We start from the raw sequence: 15,045 nt of genomic DNA on the forward strand, positions 1-15,045 counted from the left end.
ATTTGGTGATTAGATGAGAGCTAGAGTTATTTATAGGACATCTTTTGACGCAGCTCATGCAGTTAAGATTGAAGAATGGGAAGAACTTCACGGTCATACATTTTTTCTTGAAGTTATTGTTGAGGGAGAGATAAAGAAAGGATATGTTATTGACTTTCTTAAACTTAAGAAAATAGTTGATGGAGTTGTAAATGAGCTAGACCATAGAAATCTCAACAAGATTATAGATAATCCAACTGCAGAGAACTTAGCCCTTTGGATCTCTGAGAAGATCAAAAAGAATCTTCCAGGTGGTGTAAAGCTTAAGAAACTCTCTCTTTGGGAAGGAAATGAATTTGGGGTGGAACTAGAATGGTAAAAGTAATCTTGGGGGAAATCTTCAATAGTTGGCAAGGAGAAGGAGGGAGTGTTGAAGGCTCAGCCTTTGGAAGGAGGCAGATATTTGTCAGGTTTGCTGGGTGTGACCTAAGGTGTGTATATTGTGACTCTCGAGAGTATATAGATCCCAGGAGTGTGAAAAAGTATAGAGTTGAAGTGGAGCCATTTTCTGGAAAGTTTGAATACTTTGACAATCCTGCAGATGTGGAAGAAATCGTGAAGTGGATTACAAAGCTAGATACTGGAGACATTCACTCCATTAGTTATACCGGAGGAGAGCCAACTCTCCAAATATTGGGTCTTGCCTCACTAATGGAAAAAGCAAAAGAACTTGGTTATGACAACTTTCTGGAAACTCATGGGGGTTATCCAAATCTAATTAAAAGGATAGCTCCTCTAACAGATTACGCAAGCGTTGATATTAAAGATGAAAGTGCGAATGCAACTAAAGACTGGAGAAAATTAGTGATTAACGAAATAACTAGTGCAAAGATTCTTAAGGAAGCGGGAGCAAAGGTGTACGTTAAGCTTGTCGTAACAAGAGAAACCAGGATTGAAAATGTGCGTTGGTATGCAGAGATGCTGAAGGGAATAGCTCCAATGGTAATCCAACCAAAAGAACCCATGAATACGCCTATAAATGAGATTATGGGGTTCTATAATGTTGCTGCAAAAATCATGGGAAAGAAGAACGTTGGTTTAAGCTTTCAAGTTCACAAATACTTAGGGGTGCTTTAAATGGAGGAATTATTTGAATATTTAGAACTACTTAGAGCAAGGATGGAATTTGCAGAGATGTTCTATGGCTTTAGTATGAACTACGTTCCCCTATACATCAATGAGGAAATTATTGTGTTTGATAAAAACGACGGCAAGATAAAAAAGCTACGTAGTAAGCAAGAGCTCAACAAAGAGGAGTTAAAGAAATATCTTCCAAAGATTAAGGAAAACATTGAAAATGGGTTTATAGATTTGCTGTTAACGATGAACTTTCACTCAATAAAAACTCCGGAAGATTAATACAGCATTTTCGCCATTTGAGCATGAGGAACACCCTGTATTCTCAAAACCCTATTCTCATCTATGTAACCCAACTCAATTGCTTTCTTAACAACCTTTTCTCCCGTTAAATTTGCTATGGTGGCTTCCTCAAGAAGCCTTCCAAGCTCTTCTACATCCATAAGCTCTCCTTTGTAAAACCTCTCTTTAACCTCAAGCTTAAGTTCCCCTTCTCTAAACGTTTTTCCAAGTAATTCTTCATCACAAGCAGCCACCAAGACTTCACCCTGAATCCTATAGACCTTCACGTACATCCTTCCACCCATTTCTTATCCCAGGTTTATAGAAACAAAGAAAAGTTATTAATCTTCCTCTACACCAGCGAAGGTTAGGAATTCCTTTTCTCCTATCCTAATCTTGTAGAGATTCCAATCATCTCGGAGAGCTTTTCTTATTGCATTCATAACTCTTTCACGCTTCTTTAACTCCTGAACTGCTTCATTTACGCTAACAGCCTTGAATCTAAGTTTTTCTCCCGGCCTAGTCTGAACTACCTTTGGAATATCAACTCTTATAACAGTCGCTATTTTTGGATATCCTCCAGTTGTCTGGGCATCTGCCAACATTATTATTGGCTTCCCGTTTGCAGGGACTTGTATAGCTCCCCTGGGAACAGGTTCAGTTATTATATCCGCCCCCTTTTCAGAATGTTCTATTCTAGGTCCCTCCAGCCTATATCCCATTCTATCAGATTCAGGAGTTACAGTATATTTAGAGGTAAGAAAAGTCCTTATTCCTCCTGGGGTAAAGTGGTCTATGTTCGGCCCTAGAATTACTCTAATTGTATTATCAAATTTCGGTCTTAATTCTTCAGGCAACCTTTTTCCCGCTTTTCTCGTTAGGAGTGAGTAGCCGAGCTTTAGTTTATCCCCAGGTTTAAGCAAATCTCCAAATTTTGCTCTTAAGTAAGTGGAACAACTTCCCAAAATCTTCCTGCATTCAATCCCTCCCGAAAACGCAATGTAGCCATACATTCCTTTGCTTAATTTTACCGTAAGGACATCCCCCCTCTTAGCCCAATAACTTTCCCAGGGATTCAACTTGGTGTCATTCAGATAAAGTACTGCATCTCCAGTAACTGCAAAAACAGCTGAAGTGTGAAATTTTATGGATATTCCTCCTGCTGTAAACTCAATTAGCGGAGTATTATCAGGATTTCCCACCAAATAATTTGCAATTCTCGCGGAAACTTCGTCCATAACTCCACTTACAGGCACACCGTACCTCTGATATCCCCACCTTCCCAGATCTTGAATTGTAGCAGGGGTTAAAACAGATAACACTTCAATCATTTCCCCACTCCTCCAAGTAAATTTCCCAGAATTCCTTATCGTCTATTGGGATGAACTTCACATAATCCCCAGGAGAAACAATGCTGGGAGGAACCTTTTCTGGATTAAAAGTTCTCAATGGTGTTCTTCCAACGATTCTCCAACCCCCTGGGCTTTCTATAGCATACCATCCTGTCTGTTTTCCTGCAATTCCTACACTCCCTGCAGGAACTTTTAAGCGGGGCTTTTCGAGCCTTGGTGTTGCAATTCTCTCATCCATGCCACCCAAGTAAGCAAAGCCTGGGAGAAAGCCAAGGAAGTAGACCCTATAAAGCGGTTTTGAGTGAATCTCAATAACGTCATCCACACTTAATCCGTTGTATTTAGCTACAAACTCTATGTCTGGTCCAAATTCGCCTCCGTAAGCTACAGGAATTTCGATAACCCTCTTTTCCTTTCTTTCAGCTTCACTAATCTTAATTTTGCTTATAATGTTTATGACTTTTCGGTAATCTACCTTTAATGGATCAAAGTAAACATAGAGAGCTGAGTAAGAGGGAACAACATCTAGAAGCCATTCTGGGCTATAGTCTAACAAATACTCCGCTAAAGCATGAACTTTTTTGTTAATCTCTTCGCTGATGTTTTCGCCTAGTATTATTGCAATACAGGACTCCCCAACCACTCTAACTTTCATTTTATGAAATCCCCCATCGGGACTATTTTTATCCCCTCCTCCTCTAGTCTTCTTCTGATATACGCGGTTATCTCCACCGCTTTTGGGTTATCTCCATGAACACAAATAGTATCGACATTTAGATCAACCCATTCTCCATTAATAGCTCTAATTCCCCCATCTTTGACCATTGAAATTACTCTCTCCGCTATCTCTTCCTTATCTTCTATGACTGCCCCTGGCCTTGATCTTGGAACTAGAGTTCCATCTGGATTATAAGCTCTATCAGCAAATCCCTCCTGGGCAACTCGAGCACCAATCTCTTTTGCTATTTCCACAACCTTGGAACCTGCTAAAGTCACAACTATCAACCTCTTGTCAAAGTCAAGAATGCCCTCTATAACTGCTCTAGCTAAATCTTCTTCTTTTACCATTGCGTTATATAATGCTCCATGAGGCTTAACATGCTGCAATTCTAAGCCTTCTGCTTTTACAAAAGCATATAATGCACCTATCTGATAAAGGATGTAGTTTCTGGCTTCTTCTGGAGTTAATTTCATATATCTTCTTCCAAAACCCATTAAATCAGGATACCCAGGATGGGCTCCAACTTGAACATTATTTTTCTTAGCTAATCTCACTGTTTTTCTCATAACTAATGGATCTCCAGCATGCCATCCGCAGGCAACATTTGCTGAAGTTATGTATTTCATAACCTCCTCATCCAAGCCGAGTTTATATCTTCCAAAACTTTCTCCAAGGTCTGAATTTAAATCGACTTTCATATGGTCTCCCCTAAATATACTATACCAAGACTTAATTAATGTATTTCCCAAAAACTCCTCCCGTTCTGAAGTAATCGTTGTGGTCAGCTGAAAACACTTCTAAGAATTTCATTTGGTGCGGGGGCGGGGATTTGAACCCCGGAACCCCTACGGGACGGGACCCTAAATCCCGCGCCTTTGACCAGGCTCGGCAACCCCCGCAAGTCCAATGTAATAACATAAGCATAGGTTTATAAGCTTTTATCTCCAATATTATATTATGAAGCCCTATCTCCATAGATTTATGAGGGACTTCATTATGGGAGATACCCCAGAAGAAGTTTCTGAGCTAGTTCTTTCTACACTCAATGAGTTTTTGTTTGACTTAAGAGAAATTTTGAAACTCAACTATTACCCAATTAAGATTACAGTCATTAATACCTGGGAAAAAGTTAAAGGGGACAGAATAATTGTTCTCCCTTACAGTGAGTTGACAGAAGACGGAAATCTGTATTTTCTTAGGCGAGATTTAGAAGATGCTATGGATAATCCCGATCTTGAAAAACTCAAATTGCTTGCCTGGGAAATGCTAGTTTCAAAGGTTTCATATCTCCTATATAAAAATTTTGAAGAAGTAAGAAGCTTAACTAACAGAAACGACATAGCAATTTTGGCTTCTCTACTTACGACAACAACTTTACTCTCAGTGGACGATATAAAGACTATAGCAGCTACCCTTGAAGCTAAAATCTCCGTAATAAAAGAAGATTTGGAAAGCGTAGATGTGCTCTCTTCATCAATAGATGCTCTTAGATATGATGAACAAGAAGCAGTATACAATGAGATCAGAATGAAGATTCTTAGAGCAGGTGCTCAATTTCTCGATGCTTCTATAATTAATTGAATGTTTCTTCAAGCTATAACTTTAGCTCCGTTAGTAGATCCAAAAAATGAAATAAAAAAGCTGATCAAGGAGAATTTGTTTTCAGGAGAGCTGAACAAAAGACTTGATGAATTGTTAAACGGCATTTGGGCATTTTATGACTTCATAAAGATAATAGGGAAAGGAAGATTTGAATTAGTTGAGCTTAGAGACAAAATACTAGAGTATAGGCAGAGACTTGGGCTTGAGTACTATCCCTCTACTCAGGACTTCCTTGAAAAAGCAACTGTTATTTAGATGTCTTTCAGAGTTCTGAATTCTGTTGTTGTCTTTCCTTCTTTTTCTAGTTCTTTTCTCACACTTTTGACTGCTTGAACCATGTTAACAAGCTTTTGATATGCAATCTTCCTATCCAAGAGCTTTAAACCACAGTCAGGGTTTACGTAAACCCACTCTGGTTCCAAGTAGGTAAAGACCTTCTTTATTGCTTGCCTTATCTCATCCACACTCTCCACCCTGGGATTATGGACGTCAACTACTCCAAAGCCAAGCTCTTTATTTGAAAGCTTTTTGAGGAAATCCATGTCCCTAAAGTTCCTATTTGCAAATTCCAGAGCAAACTGAGTAACTCTGATATCATCAAAGTAATCAGCCAAGAGATTATAGTTCGAATAACACACATGCAGGCCCACTTTCATTTTTATACCTTTCACAGCTCTGTTTATGGCCTCTACAGCCAATGGAACTTCAGAGGGGTGATTAAGCATTGCAGGTTCATCCAGTTGGACAAACTTTGCCCCATGCTTTTCAAGAACCTTTAACTCTTTGTTTATTATTTCAGCTAAATCCATAACGAAACTCTCTTTGTCTGGATAATACTCATTAAAGCTCCACTCTGCTATTGTATATGGTCCAGTTATTGGGATTTTCACGATCTCTCTAGTAGTGTTTTCCCTTACCCAGAGAAACTCATCAAGCACTAGAGGCTCCTTGTATTCCAACTTATCCACAGCAGCTGCCTTATTAAAATAAGCATTCCCCCAGACTCTTACTGGCCCATAAAACTTAAATCCCTTAATTTTTGCAGTAAAATACTCTGTCATCTCACTTCTTCCCATCTCACCATCCCAGGGAATGTCAATGCCAGCTCTTTCATGCTCTCTCAACACTGAAACGCTAGCATCTCTGACAGCTTCCCTAAAGTCTTCTTCAGGTACTTTTCCAAGATCCCTTAACTTGTACATCCTAAGTAACCATCTAGGCTTTGGATAACTCCCTATGACACTTGTAGGAAGAATTGGAAGTTCCATTTTACTCACCTCCAAGCTTGCCTAAAAGCCTTAGCTTTTTCCAGGCAACACTTTCAGGAAGGAAATCTAGGAGAGTATTAGGTGTAACGTATATAGTTTCAAACTTTGCTAAGTGCTTCCGAATCTTATCCCTAAGCCGGTCTGCTCTCTCCATTTTTGTTGTTCTTGCGTCTACTATTCCAAGCCCTATCTCTCCGTTGTATTTCTCGGGGACAGAACCGTCTATTAAGTCAACATTTAGTATAACCCCCTCGGGCAAAACCTGAGGAGTTCCAAAATAGGTTACTACCCACAACTTCTTTTTCTTCCCTAGATCTTCAATGATGTTCTTTGCAACTTCTTTGTCTACATTCTCCTCTATATTCCTAGTAGCTTCGCTTATCTCAGTTGCTAGGGAAGGCTCCTGAAGTTCCACAATCTTGACATCCAGCTCTTTTATTAACTCCCCTATTACCCAAGCATAAGCCTCAGCGAGTTCAGTCAGAGTCTTATAATATTCGTTGATTGAGTGGTACGCAAGGGTTACGGGACCAGGTAACACAGCCTTCAATTTAGCCTCGGGATAAACTTCTTCCTTTATCTCCTGGGCTATTGATATCCATTCGGGAATTGGATTTTCTTTCAAAGATAACTCGCCTTTGACAACGGGAGACCTATAGAAGAAGTTGTTTTCGTAGAATTTGAAAAGACCGTTTACTTCGACACCCTCAATGAATCTTATAAATGGATTGAAAATATCATCCCATCTGTACAGCCCATCTGTTATAATTTTAATTTTTACATCCCTAAGCTTCTCAAAGGCTCTCTTTGTATATTCTCTATATGCTTCTTCCAACTTCTTCTCGTCTAATCTTCCTATGTAATATTGCTCGAGTTTTTTAGCCAGTCCTATCGGTCTTGGTAAACTTCCTATAAGAGCTGGAACAATCATCTTTTACCACCTCCTAAAACACTTCTTTCAGCAAATCCAGTATTTCGTTTAATTTCTCGTCCCATTTAGTTTCTTCAAAAACAATTATGTTAATTCCTCCCAATTCTAGGGAAGAAACCTCCTCTACTATTCTCCTAATATCATCGCCTGTTTTTATACCCATTTTTCTTAGTACAGACTCTAATTCCCTCTTTAAGGGATAGAGAAGTGAAATAACTACTGGAACTTCATGAGGAGAATACTTAAGGGCTTCCTGAAGTATTCTTGGGATTTCTCTTACGACTTTTCTGTTGGCTACAACTTGGCTTATAACAAGATCGACACCTGCGAGAATCTTTCTTGCTAACCTTTTTCCCTCTAACTTTGCTGGATAGTTAGGGTTTATAGTTCCTGCAATAAATGGACGCTCTTTAACTTCAAATCTTTCACCTGTAGGCAGAATTCCAGAAAACATTAACTTTGCCAGCCTGATCATGTTCGATGAATCTAAGTCAAACACAGGTTTTCCTTGGATCATAAATCCCGACCAATCTCCCGTGGTTATTAGCACCCCTTCAAAGTCAAATTCTAGAACTGTTCTGAATTCTGAGGTTATTGCTATCACGTTTCTGTCCTTAGCTGTTAGGTGAGGCATTACTGAATAGCCTTTCGATTTTAACCAAACTCCCAGAGCCGTAGAAGAGATGTGAGGATAACCCAATGGATTGTCTGGGATTGTGTAGATGTCTCCAACTTTTCTAAACTCTCTTACTCCCTTTTCAAACAACTTAATGGGAAATTCTACTGAGATAGCTTTTCCTCGCTCTAAATTTTTTATGAAAGAACTTTTCTTGATATTAACTTCTCCCCCTTCAAAGATTCTTTCCATCTCCAGAACCACTGGGTGCTCTACCAATAGAGGAGCCCCATCAAGAAGCTCAAATCTTTCCATTAAATAGTACCATGGACAAGAATTTGAATTTACCTCGCACTTCCCTTCAAGTGCTCCTCCACAAGGACCATTTAGAAGATCTTTTGGACAGTTAAACACCCTCACATCTAACACCCCCTGAGGGCCCTGTCTAAATCCTCTATTAGCTCATCAACTTCCTCTGTTCCCACAGAAAGTCTGATTAGACCCTCAGTTATCCCAAGAAGGTATCTGGTCTCTTTTTCCATATTCTTTACAGCACTTTTTACGGGGTAAGTTGCAAGACTTTCCACGCCTCCAAGAGAAGGGGAAGGAAATATTTTCTTTAGACCTCTAAGGAATGCAAGCGCACTTTTTTCACTTCCCAGGTCAAAAGAAACTACTCCTCCATAAAGGTCCTTTCTAAATAGTTTCCTAGCTATTCTATGATAGGGGTCACTGGGTAGTCCTGGATAGTGAACCTTCTTAACCTTTGGATGATCTTGCAGGAATTCTGCTATTGCCAAGGCATTTTTACTCTGTTTCTCAAACCTAACATTTAGGGTTCTCATTCCTCTTTCGACCATCCAGGCGTCAAATGGTTGAATTATTGTTCCCAATCTTCTCCTCCAGTCCCACAGGTCCTGCAAGAATTCACCATTCCAAAGAATTACACCACCAGTAACGTCATTATGTCCTGCAATGTACTTTGTCAAGCTATGAACGACAAAAGTAGCTCCATCTTCTAGAGGTCTGTAGAGGACAGGAGTAGCGAACGTGTTATCAACTATTAGAGTGATATCTTCCTCTCTACATTTTTTAGCAACTTCTCTAACGTCAATTACCTTCAAAGTTGGATTAGTAATTGTTTCAATGAAAACAAGAGTTGTATTTGGTGTTATTAACTCACAAATTTTTTCTGCCGAAGGATAAGCAAGCTTTACTCTAACCCCAAACTTTTCTAAAAGCTTTGCTACTTCAATTGTAGTCCCATATCCCTCCATTGACATAACAATTTCGTCTCCAGCCTTGAGTAGGGAAAGAAATAATGTTGAGATTGCTCCCATTCCGTTGTTAAATGCCAAGGCATTGTCAGCGTTTTCTAACTTAGCGAGTTTGTTCTCTAAATACCTTACTGTTGGATTTTCCTCCCTTGAATATTTTAACTCAGTTCCCCTCTCGGTAAGATAGGCATCACCTATCTGTTCAAATACTGCAGTCAAATAAATAGGGTTATGGAGAGGCTTCATTCTCTCACCTCCACAAAAAATTCTGAACACATTTTATATATTTTTCGACATAAAAATGGCATATAAATATAACCAACAAGAATTAAACTCGTAAAAGTAACCGGGAAAGACTTTATAAATAACTCTTAAGACGTAGTGAACATGGAGCTATTTTATCGAGTTACGCTACATGAGATAGTTGCAGATGCTCTAATGTTAGTAGAGGAAAAAGAGTTCTCATCTAAGCATGCTCTGGAAAAAATTTTCAAAAAAGTTGAAGGTAAGGATAAAGAAAAAGCGAGAGGAATAGCTCATGCCTATGTATTTGAGATTGAAAAGTGGAGAGCCAAAATAGATTTTATTATAAACTCTGTCCTTAGGGGATCAAAAATTGAAGACTTGGATCCTTATCTAGCAAATCTTCTTCGAATTGGAGTTTTTGAGATGAAATTTAAAAAGGTAAATCCAGCAATTGCAACAGATTCTACAGTTCGAGTTGTTAAGGAAAAGTTTGACCTAACTCGAGCCAAATTTGCAAACGCTATTCTCAGAGAAGTTGAGAAGTTTAATGTAGAGGGTGCTTTAAAGAAACTAAAAGAGAAAGATAGAATAGAGTGGTTGGCTGTTAGGTTCTCTCATCCCCGATGGTATGTAGAGTATGTGATAGATCTGCTCGGCTATGATGAGGCAGTTAGACTCCTCTTAAGCAATTTAAAACCCCAAAGGTATTATGTAAGGGCCAATACCTTAAAAACCGACATCGAAAAAGTAAAGGAATATTTGGAAAATAACGGAGTAAGAGTGGCATACACTCCCGTTGAGGATGTTCTCAAAGTTCTAGAATACGAAAAACCTGTAACAAAGCTAGAATGGTACAAGAAGGGATATTTTGTAATTCAAGACTTGGCATCTGCATATGTAGCCCATGTGTTGAGTCCTGAGCCTGGAGAAAGGGTGCTAGATTTGGCTGCTGCTCCTGGGAGTAAAACATTTCATGTTGCTGCTTTAATGGAAAACAAAGGAGAGATTGTTGCAGTGGACTATTCCTACGAAAGACTAATTAGAATGAAGGAAAGAATGAAGAGGCTTGGAGTTAAAAATGTTAAGCTTGTTCATGCGGACGGACAAAGTTATATTGACAAAGAGAAGTTCGATAAGATAATTCTCGATGCTCCATGTTCCTCTTCCGGAACCTATAGACAGTTTCCAGAAGTAAAATGGAGGTTCAATGAAGAAAAAATAAAAAGGGTAATTAGTGTTCAGAGGAACATGCTAATAAACGCTTTTAGAAATCTTAGAGAAGGTGGAGAAATGACTTATTCTACATGTTCGGTTAGGATAGATGAAAACGAGGAGAATGTAATATTTGGCTTAGAAAGAGGGTTTGAAATAGTAGATTATCCCTTTTCCTGGGGAGATAAAGGATTTTTAGAAATCGGGGATAAAACGTTTAGAACTTGGACTCATAGACATGACTGCAACAGCTTTTTCATAGCAAAGCTAAGAAAACCTTGAAAAAGAGAAAGGAGAAAAATTCACTCTTCTTCTCCTTTAATTCTCATAATCTTAATCCTACCAAGAGTTTCCCAGTATTCGACGTTGATTCCTTCCTTTATTTTATCCTTTATCTCCTCGTCAACTCCCGTATCTAATGGAACTTCAAACATTTCATAAGTCTCCATGTCCATAATTTGTACTGTGTCAGGGGTAACTGCAATAACTTGAGCAGTTTTCTTGTCAATTATTGGAACTTCAACTTCGGCACTTGTTGGCTTGACAATGCTTCTAACTTTTCCATCAAATATTCCAACAGCCTCAATTCTTGCCTTTGCTGATCCGTGTTTTCCGGGGGAAGATACTGTTATGTTAACTATTCTGCATGGCTCATCATCAATAATTATATACCTTCCAGGTTTGAGCTTACTCACTTGAACTTTTGTCTTATCTCCCATCTTCATCACCTCTACTTTTGTCGAAAAAAATGGAAAAGTGGCATTTATTAGTTTTTTGATTATCTAGTGGACTTTAATAGGAAATTGTTGAACACTAAAGGAGACAGTAGGAGGAGCCCCAGAACTACTCCCATCAATATTGCATCTCCTCCAGATTGTAAAGCCGACACTAAAGCAGCAATAAAGAATACTGCTACTAAGATTTCAAATATAACTTCTGCAACTCTTCCAGAACCTTTAGTTGCTTTTAAGGCTGGTAATGACTCAATTAATGCAAACAGTGGAAGCATTAGAGTTGTTAGAGTTACTAGAACTTCCTTTATAGTGGAGAGAGACAACAGAATACTCAATATCCCTGTAACGATAGAAACTATTATAATAGCATTTTTCCTTGTCACTTGGAACATATCCGAAACTATTTGGCCGCCAATCTCCATTAGAACTAACAAAGTTGTGAAGCCACCAAAGAATAACGAGAGCATTAAGAATGCAATTATATACCTTCCTCCTTCCATTCCAAGCTGTCTCAGGATAGCAGGTATTCCATATACAGTGTCTACAAGTTTGAGGAAGTTCATTCTTTCAGGAGAAGTATATTCTCTCCACAAGGGAAGGAAGTATTTGTCATATACATCAAGTGCTTCCATTGCTTTTCCTTTTTCAAATGCAGACCAATAAGCTTGATGGGCAGCTCCAATTGAATATGTAAGTATCAATACTGCGGAAAGAGACAAAATTACCTGCAAAATTACTACAACTGCGAGCACCTTTTTTATGTCAAATTTCCATCCAGAAATTGTCATTCCGATAATATAGTAGAATCCAACTCCTAGACCAAACATCATGAGTGTTGCTAGGAATGTTAGAACAACTGTCCTTAAGCTAAGTTCTCCACTAAATGAAAATACTGTATTCAAAGTTGTTCTTACGAATTCTTTGGAAGTCTCCTTTACCACAACCTCGTCAACCTTTAAGCGTAGGAGGAATACAGAAACTATAATCAAGATTATGAAAAGGATAGAGAACACAGCTATTGCATCAAGAGATCTCCCTCTTGCTCCAATTAATATAATCATTGCAATTAGAGCTATGAGTAGTCCAAATCCTGGAACCCCAATGCCAAATAGTTTTTCAACTGCCAATCCTGTATAATGTGCTATTACAGCAGAAACAAAGAACAGGAAACCTGCTAAAACTACCGAAACCGCTGGAAGTCTAGCACTCTTTATCATAAATTCATGTACTCTATACGTTTTTTCTTTGATTGAATTTATTTGCCCAAGTACTCCAGCAACTATAACTACTGAAAAAGCTAGCATTAGTAGTAGTCCCTTTAGGCCAATGGTCATGTATATTTTTGGAATCACTGTAAATGTCCATATCCCTAAAGTATACCCTATAATTATAAAGACTAAGTACAAACTCCTATTCACAGGCTTTCCCCCCCACTTTATCTTTTACTTATACATTCTAGCAAAGAGTATAAATTTTTTTCTACTTTATAACCTCCCATTCATATGAAACTATAACTTCATTTACTATTGTCCAAGCCATTAATGGTTCTCTATAAAGGCTTATCTTTACTCCATCCACTTTGCTTCTGAAGTCTCCATGAGGGAAACCTCCAATTATAACAACAGGTTTCCTAAAGCTAGCCAACAGTTTTCCAAAGTGTTTTGATATCATAAACTCTCCATTTTCATGCATTATAAACACAGCGTCAGGGGAGATCTCATTTATTAACTCGACCAAGGTTTTCTTTTCCAACTTTAGGAGTTGTAAATCTTCCGGGACAGCTTTCTTCTCAAACAAACTCTCCATAAGGCCAATAAACCTATTATAATTCCTTGGAAGTCTAGTAGAGGGATCTACATAAATGACTTCATCATTTCTTGTGTGGACATAAACTCTCAGCCTATCTTCCTTATTAAGTATACTCTCCAAAGCATTCAATAGGCATATATGAACAATATCGGGCCTTCCCCTCCTTTCTCCATCCTCCAACTGTCTCAGTGCTGCGTGATGATAAGTAGAATCAAGAATTATTTTCTCTGGCTTCTTTTTTCTTCTCTTAGCGTAATTCACAATGGCCGGATGATCAATTATACTCTCAGGAACCAGTTCAAGTTCAGAGTCCGCTATTATCAAATGAAGCCTCTTCTTCATGTTTTCACCCAAAATAAATAAAAAGAATGAGCAAAAAAATTTATTGATGCTTTCCATATTAAAAAAGAAAAACAGAAAAATTGAGGAGATAAAGAAAGGAAATAGAAAGATAATGCACATAAGTGACACCCCAAGAAGTGTTTACAAGTTTCTTGGAGAGTTAATAGCAGAAACTCAGCCTGATGTGATAATCCATACTGGAGATCTAGTCGACGACATAAAGCTTGAAAGAAAACCATTGCTTAAGGAGAAGTACGCGGAAGCTCTCAAAAAACTAGCTTTCATCTTTAGAAAGTCTGGAGCCTTAGTGTATATAGTCCCAGGAAACGAAGATGATGTTGAGTTAATAAAGAGAATTATTCCAAATTCTATTCTTGTAAAACCAGGCTCAGTAATAAAATTGTATGGCTTAACTTTTGCACTCTCACATGATCCCGAAGATATTAAGGAAATACAGGCAGATTTTAAGCTGTATGGACATAATCCCAAATGGCTCAAATGGCTAAATGGCATTCATTCTGTGAATTTCATAATAATTCCAGAGAAAAAAGTTGTTAGAATAGATTATCCTCCTGGGACAAATTTTGATAGAGGATACAGAATTCTTAAGGGGTTATAAAATGAGAGGCTTTAGATTTGGTCCAGGGATTATTTTTGTAAAAGGAGATGAAAGCAAAATACTGGAAAAAACAAAGGCAACCTTCTTATCCCTTTCAGAGGCCCTTGCCAAAAGTGACGAGCTAGATACCGTCATTGTTCTGAACACTCAAAAAGCAATATTAGTTAAGACATATCCTTGGGTTGCTCTCCAGGATATAATTCACTACACAGAAAATACCGAGAGTAAGGGGATAATTATTCTAATAAGAACTCCAAATCCCTCTAGAGCAAGTAAGATAATTGAGAAAAGATTTAATGGAAAACTCTTAGATCCAATCGAGGCAATAATAAATTCCTCCTACAACGAAACTATATTGATGCTAACGAGAAAACCCATTACAAGGCCTATAAGAATAGAAGACGTGGAGGCTACCGTATTAATTCCATACAATTTCCACCACGTCTACAAAAATATAATCCTTGAGATTCCATTAATTCTAATGGAGACCCTCTCAGAATGGAATGAAGTCATAATAAAGATTTATGACACAGCGAGAAAGTACCAAGAAAATATAGAAAGGCTAATAATTGCAGTTGAAGACTTAGACCTAGGATTTATAGTAGGGGAGGGATGGGACTGGGATTATCCCCGACCCCTCCTTAAAGTTCCTGTATATAAGTTAAAGCTATTCACCTGGGAAAATCCGAAGAGAATAAAATTCCTTCTCAAAGGATTGGAGTACGTAGGGTATAGAAGATTGTGTGATATAGACGTAATAGTAGAGAATAGAAAGATAGAGTGGATAGAGGTAGGAAAATTTAAATCAAAGTTTGAGCTTGCAAGTAAAGCTAGAGAAGAGCTGGAAAGAAGCTTAAGCAAAGAAGCTTTGGAAAAGATAAAGGACATAGAGAAGAAGCTATTATCGGAAGGATAAAA

General features: G+C 38.2%; 19 protein-coding genes and 1 tRNA gene. 8 read left to right on the forward strand and 12 right to left on the reverse strand.

The features are described 5' to 3' along the window. The first annotated feature begins 13 nt into the window (after window positions 1-13). The 3 genes from PWP39_RS01805 to PWP39_RS01815 are packed head-to-tail and all read left to right on the forward strand — an operon-like array spanning window position 14 to window position 1,398. Window positions 14-358 carry a 6-pyruvoyl trahydropterin synthase family protein gene (locus PWP39_RS01805; RefSeq protein ID WP_288072187.1) on the forward strand — a complete coding sequence of 115 codons (345 nt, stop codon included), beginning with the start codon at window positions 14-16 and terminating at the stop codon, window positions 356-358. Next, window positions 352-1,116, forward strand: a complete 765-nt coding sequence (locus tag PWP39_RS01810) for a 7-carboxy-7-deazaguanine synthase QueE (RefSeq protein ID WP_288072190.1) — start codon at window positions 352-354, stop codon at window positions 1,114-1,116. Before PWP39_RS01805 ends, PWP39_RS01810 begins: the two co-directional genes overlap by 7 nt. Further along, window positions 1,117-1,398, forward strand: coding sequence for a hypothetical protein (locus tag PWP39_RS01815; RefSeq protein WP_288072193.1), 282 nt, complete (start codon window positions 1,117-1,119; stop codon window positions 1,396-1,398). Here the strand turns inward: PWP39_RS01815 and PWP39_RS01820 are convergent. From PWP39_RS01820 to PWP39_RS01840, 5 genes are all read right to left on the reverse strand, one after another. Next, a complete protein-coding gene (locus tag PWP39_RS01820) occupies window positions 1,395-1,703 on the reverse strand; it encodes a DUF424 domain-containing protein (protein WP_288072195.1) in 309 nt (102 codons plus the stop codon). The two genes, PWP39_RS01815 and PWP39_RS01820, sit on opposite strands and share 4 nt — an antisense overlap. 36 nt (window positions 1,704-1,739) lie before the next feature. Further along, window positions 1,740-2,729, reverse strand: coding sequence for a 5-oxoprolinase subunit C family protein (locus PWP39_RS01825; RefSeq protein ID WP_288072197.1), 990 nt, complete (start codon window positions 2,727-2,729; stop codon window positions 1,740-1,742). Next, the gene (gene pxpB, locus PWP39_RS01830; protein ID WP_288072199.1) at window positions 2,722-3,405 is read right to left on the reverse strand and encodes a 5-oxoprolinase subunit PxpB; all 684 of its coding nucleotides are present in this window, start codon (window positions 3,403-3,405) and stop codon (window positions 2,722-2,724) included. Before pxpB ends, PWP39_RS01825 begins: the two co-directional genes overlap by 8 nt. Then, the gene (locus tag PWP39_RS01835) at window positions 3,402-4,169 is read right to left on the reverse strand and encodes a LamB/YcsF family protein (protein WP_288072202.1); all 768 of its coding nucleotides are present in this window, start codon (window positions 4,167-4,169) and stop codon (window positions 3,402-3,404) included. The genes pxpB and PWP39_RS01835 overlap by 4 nt, the downstream gene beginning before the upstream one ends. A 113-nt stretch (window positions 4,170-4,282) precedes the next feature. Next, window positions 4,283-4,370 (reverse strand) — tRNA-Leu (locus PWP39_RS01840). A gap of 58 nt (window positions 4,371-4,428) precedes the next feature. Between PWP39_RS01840 and PWP39_RS01845 the strand changes: the two genes are divergently transcribed. Together PWP39_RS01845 and PWP39_RS01850 are read left to right on the forward strand one after the other, a co-directional pair. Continuing rightward, on the forward strand, window positions 4,429-5,052 hold the full coding sequence (locus PWP39_RS01845; RefSeq protein ID WP_288072204.1) for a hypothetical protein: 624 nt from the start codon (window positions 4,429-4,431) through the stop codon (window positions 5,050-5,052). Next, complete coding sequence (locus PWP39_RS01850) at window positions 5,053-5,328, forward strand: hypothetical protein (RefSeq protein WP_288072206.1); 276 nt, start codon at window positions 5,053-5,055, stop codon at window positions 5,326-5,328. Here the strand turns inward: PWP39_RS01850 and PWP39_RS01855 are convergent. Genes PWP39_RS01855 through PWP39_RS01870 form a run of 4 tightly spaced genes read right to left on the reverse strand, consistent with a single transcriptional unit; the run spans window position 5,325 to window position 9,411 of the window. Next, the gene (locus tag PWP39_RS01855) at window positions 5,325-6,341 is read right to left on the reverse strand and encodes a methionine synthase (RefSeq protein WP_288072208.1); all 1,017 of its coding nucleotides are present in this window, start codon (window positions 6,339-6,341) and stop codon (window positions 5,325-5,327) included. The genes PWP39_RS01850 and PWP39_RS01855 overlap by 4 nt on opposite strands. A gap of 1 nt (window position 6,342) precedes the next feature. Further along, window positions 6,343-7,272 (reverse strand): uroporphyrinogen decarboxylase/cobalamine-independent methonine synthase family protein, encoded by a 930-nt coding sequence (locus PWP39_RS01860; protein ID WP_288072209.1) that lies wholly within the window; start codon window positions 7,270-7,272, stop codon window positions 6,343-6,345. A gap of 13 nt (window positions 7,273-7,285) precedes the next feature. After that, window positions 7,286-8,308 (reverse strand): methylenetetrahydrofolate reductase C-terminal domain-containing protein, encoded by a 1,023-nt coding sequence (locus PWP39_RS01865; protein ID WP_288072211.1) that lies wholly within the window; start codon window positions 8,306-8,308, stop codon window positions 7,286-7,288. Between the two features lie 2 nt (window positions 8,309-8,310). Then, the gene (locus tag PWP39_RS01870; RefSeq protein ID WP_288072213.1) at window positions 8,311-9,411 is read right to left on the reverse strand and encodes a cystathionine gamma-synthase family protein; all 1,101 of its coding nucleotides are present in this window, start codon (window positions 9,409-9,411) and stop codon (window positions 8,311-8,313) included. A gap of 141 nt (window positions 9,412-9,552) precedes the next feature. On the opposite strand from PWP39_RS01870, the gene PWP39_RS01875 reads away from it, so the two are divergent. Further along, a complete protein-coding gene (locus PWP39_RS01875; protein WP_288072215.1) occupies window positions 9,553-10,905 on the forward strand; it encodes an RsmB/NOP family class I SAM-dependent RNA methyltransferase in 1,353 nt (450 codons plus the stop codon). 20 nt (window positions 10,906-10,925) lie between these two features. Here PWP39_RS01875 and PWP39_RS01880 read toward each other — a convergent pair whose 3' ends face one another. From PWP39_RS01880 to PWP39_RS01890, 3 genes are all read right to left on the reverse strand, one after another. After that, on the reverse strand, window positions 10,926-11,342 hold the full coding sequence (locus PWP39_RS01880) for a translation initiation factor IF-5A (RefSeq protein ID WP_288072217.1): 417 nt from the start codon (window positions 11,340-11,342) through the stop codon (window positions 10,926-10,928). A gap of 59 nt (window positions 11,343-11,401) precedes the next feature. Next, window positions 11,402-12,775, reverse strand: coding sequence for a sodium-dependent transporter (locus tag PWP39_RS01885; RefSeq protein ID WP_288072220.1), 1,374 nt, complete (start codon window positions 12,773-12,775; stop codon window positions 11,402-11,404). Between the two features lie 61 nt (window positions 12,776-12,836). After that, window positions 12,837-13,508: a 16S rRNA methyltransferase gene (locus tag PWP39_RS01890; RefSeq protein WP_288072223.1), complete on the reverse strand. Its 672-nt coding sequence runs from the start codon at window positions 13,506-13,508 to the stop codon at window positions 12,837-12,839. Between the two features lie 46 nt (window positions 13,509-13,554). Here PWP39_RS01890 and PWP39_RS01895 point away from each other — a divergent pair, with 46 nt between their 5' ends. Both PWP39_RS01895 and PWP39_RS01900 read left to right on the forward strand, forming a co-directional pair. Beyond that, the gene (locus tag PWP39_RS01895; RefSeq protein WP_288072226.1) at window positions 13,555-14,127 is read left to right on the forward strand and encodes a metallophosphoesterase family protein; all 573 of its coding nucleotides are present in this window, start codon (window positions 13,555-13,557) and stop codon (window positions 14,125-14,127) included. A 1-nt stretch (window position 14,128) separates the two neighbouring features. After that, on the forward strand, window positions 14,129-15,043 hold the full coding sequence (locus PWP39_RS01900; RefSeq protein ID WP_288072228.1) for a hypothetical protein: 915 nt from the start codon (window positions 14,129-14,131) through the stop codon (window positions 15,041-15,043). Window positions 15,044-15,045 lie beyond the last annotated feature (2 nt).

This window comes from Pyrococcus sp. (assembly GCF_030153625.1).
GTDB lineage: Archaea > Methanobacteriota_B > Thermococci > Thermococcales > Thermococcaceae > Pyrococcus > Pyrococcus furiosus.

Excerpts from the sequence above, each read along its gene's own strand:
- PWP39_RS01880 (WP_288072217.1), bottom strand. The coding sequence starts at position 11,342 with ATGGGAGATAAGACAAAAGTTCAAGTGAGTAAGCTCAAACCTGGAAGG.
- PWP39_RS01890 (WP_288072223.1), bottom strand. The coding sequence starts at position 13,508 with ATGAAGAAGAGGCTTCATTTGATAATAGCGGACTCTGAACTTGAACTG.
- PWP39_RS01875 (WP_288072215.1), top strand. The coding sequence starts at position 9,553 with ATGGAGCTATTTTATCGAGTTACGCTACATGAGATAGTTGCAGATGCT.
- pxpB (WP_288072199.1), bottom strand. The coding sequence starts at position 3,405 with ATGAAAGTTAGAGTGGTTGGGGAGTCCTGTATTGCAATAATACTAGGC.
- PWP39_RS01870 (WP_288072213.1), bottom strand. The coding sequence starts at position 9,411 with ATGAAGCCTCTCCATAACCCTATTTATTTGACTGCAGTATTTGAACAG.
- PWP39_RS01900 (WP_288072228.1), top strand. The coding sequence starts at position 14,129 with ATGAGAGGCTTTAGATTTGGTCCAGGGATTATTTTTGTAAAAGGAGAT.
- PWP39_RS01810 (WP_288072190.1), top strand. The coding sequence starts at position 352 with ATGGTAAAAGTAATCTTGGGGGAAATCTTCAATAGTTGGCAAGGAGAA.
- PWP39_RS01835 (WP_288072202.1), bottom strand. The coding sequence starts at position 4,169 with ATGAAAGTCGATTTAAATTCAGACCTTGGAGAAAGTTTTGGAAGATAT.
- PWP39_RS01820 (WP_288072195.1), bottom strand. The coding sequence starts at position 1,703 with ATGGGTGGAAGGATGTACGTGAAGGTCTATAGGATTCAGGGTGAAGTC.
- PWP39_RS01815 (WP_288072193.1), top strand. The coding sequence starts at position 1,117 with ATGGAGGAATTATTTGAATATTTAGAACTACTTAGAGCAAGGATGGAA.
- PWP39_RS01845 (WP_288072204.1), top strand. The coding sequence starts at position 4,429 with ATGAAGCCCTATCTCCATAGATTTATGAGGGACTTCATTATGGGAGAT.
- PWP39_RS01895 (WP_288072226.1), top strand. The coding sequence starts at position 13,555 with ATGCTTTCCATATTAAAAAAGAAAAACAGAAAAATTGAGGAGATAAAG.
- PWP39_RS01850 (WP_288072206.1), top strand. The coding sequence starts at position 5,053 with ATGTTTCTTCAAGCTATAACTTTAGCTCCGTTAGTAGATCCAAAAAAT.
- PWP39_RS01825 (WP_288072197.1), bottom strand. The coding sequence starts at position 2,729 with ATGATTGAAGTGTTATCTGTTTTAACCCCTGCTACAATTCAAGATCTG.
- PWP39_RS01805 (WP_288072187.1), top strand. The coding sequence starts at position 14 with ATGAGAGCTAGAGTTATTTATAGGACATCTTTTGACGCAGCTCATGCA.
- PWP39_RS01855 (WP_288072208.1), bottom strand. The coding sequence starts at position 6,341 with ATGGAACTTCCAATTCTTCCTACAAGTGTCATAGGGAGTTATCCAAAG.
- PWP39_RS01860 (WP_288072209.1), bottom strand. The coding sequence starts at position 7,272 with ATGATTGTTCCAGCTCTTATAGGAAGTTTACCAAGACCGATAGGACTG.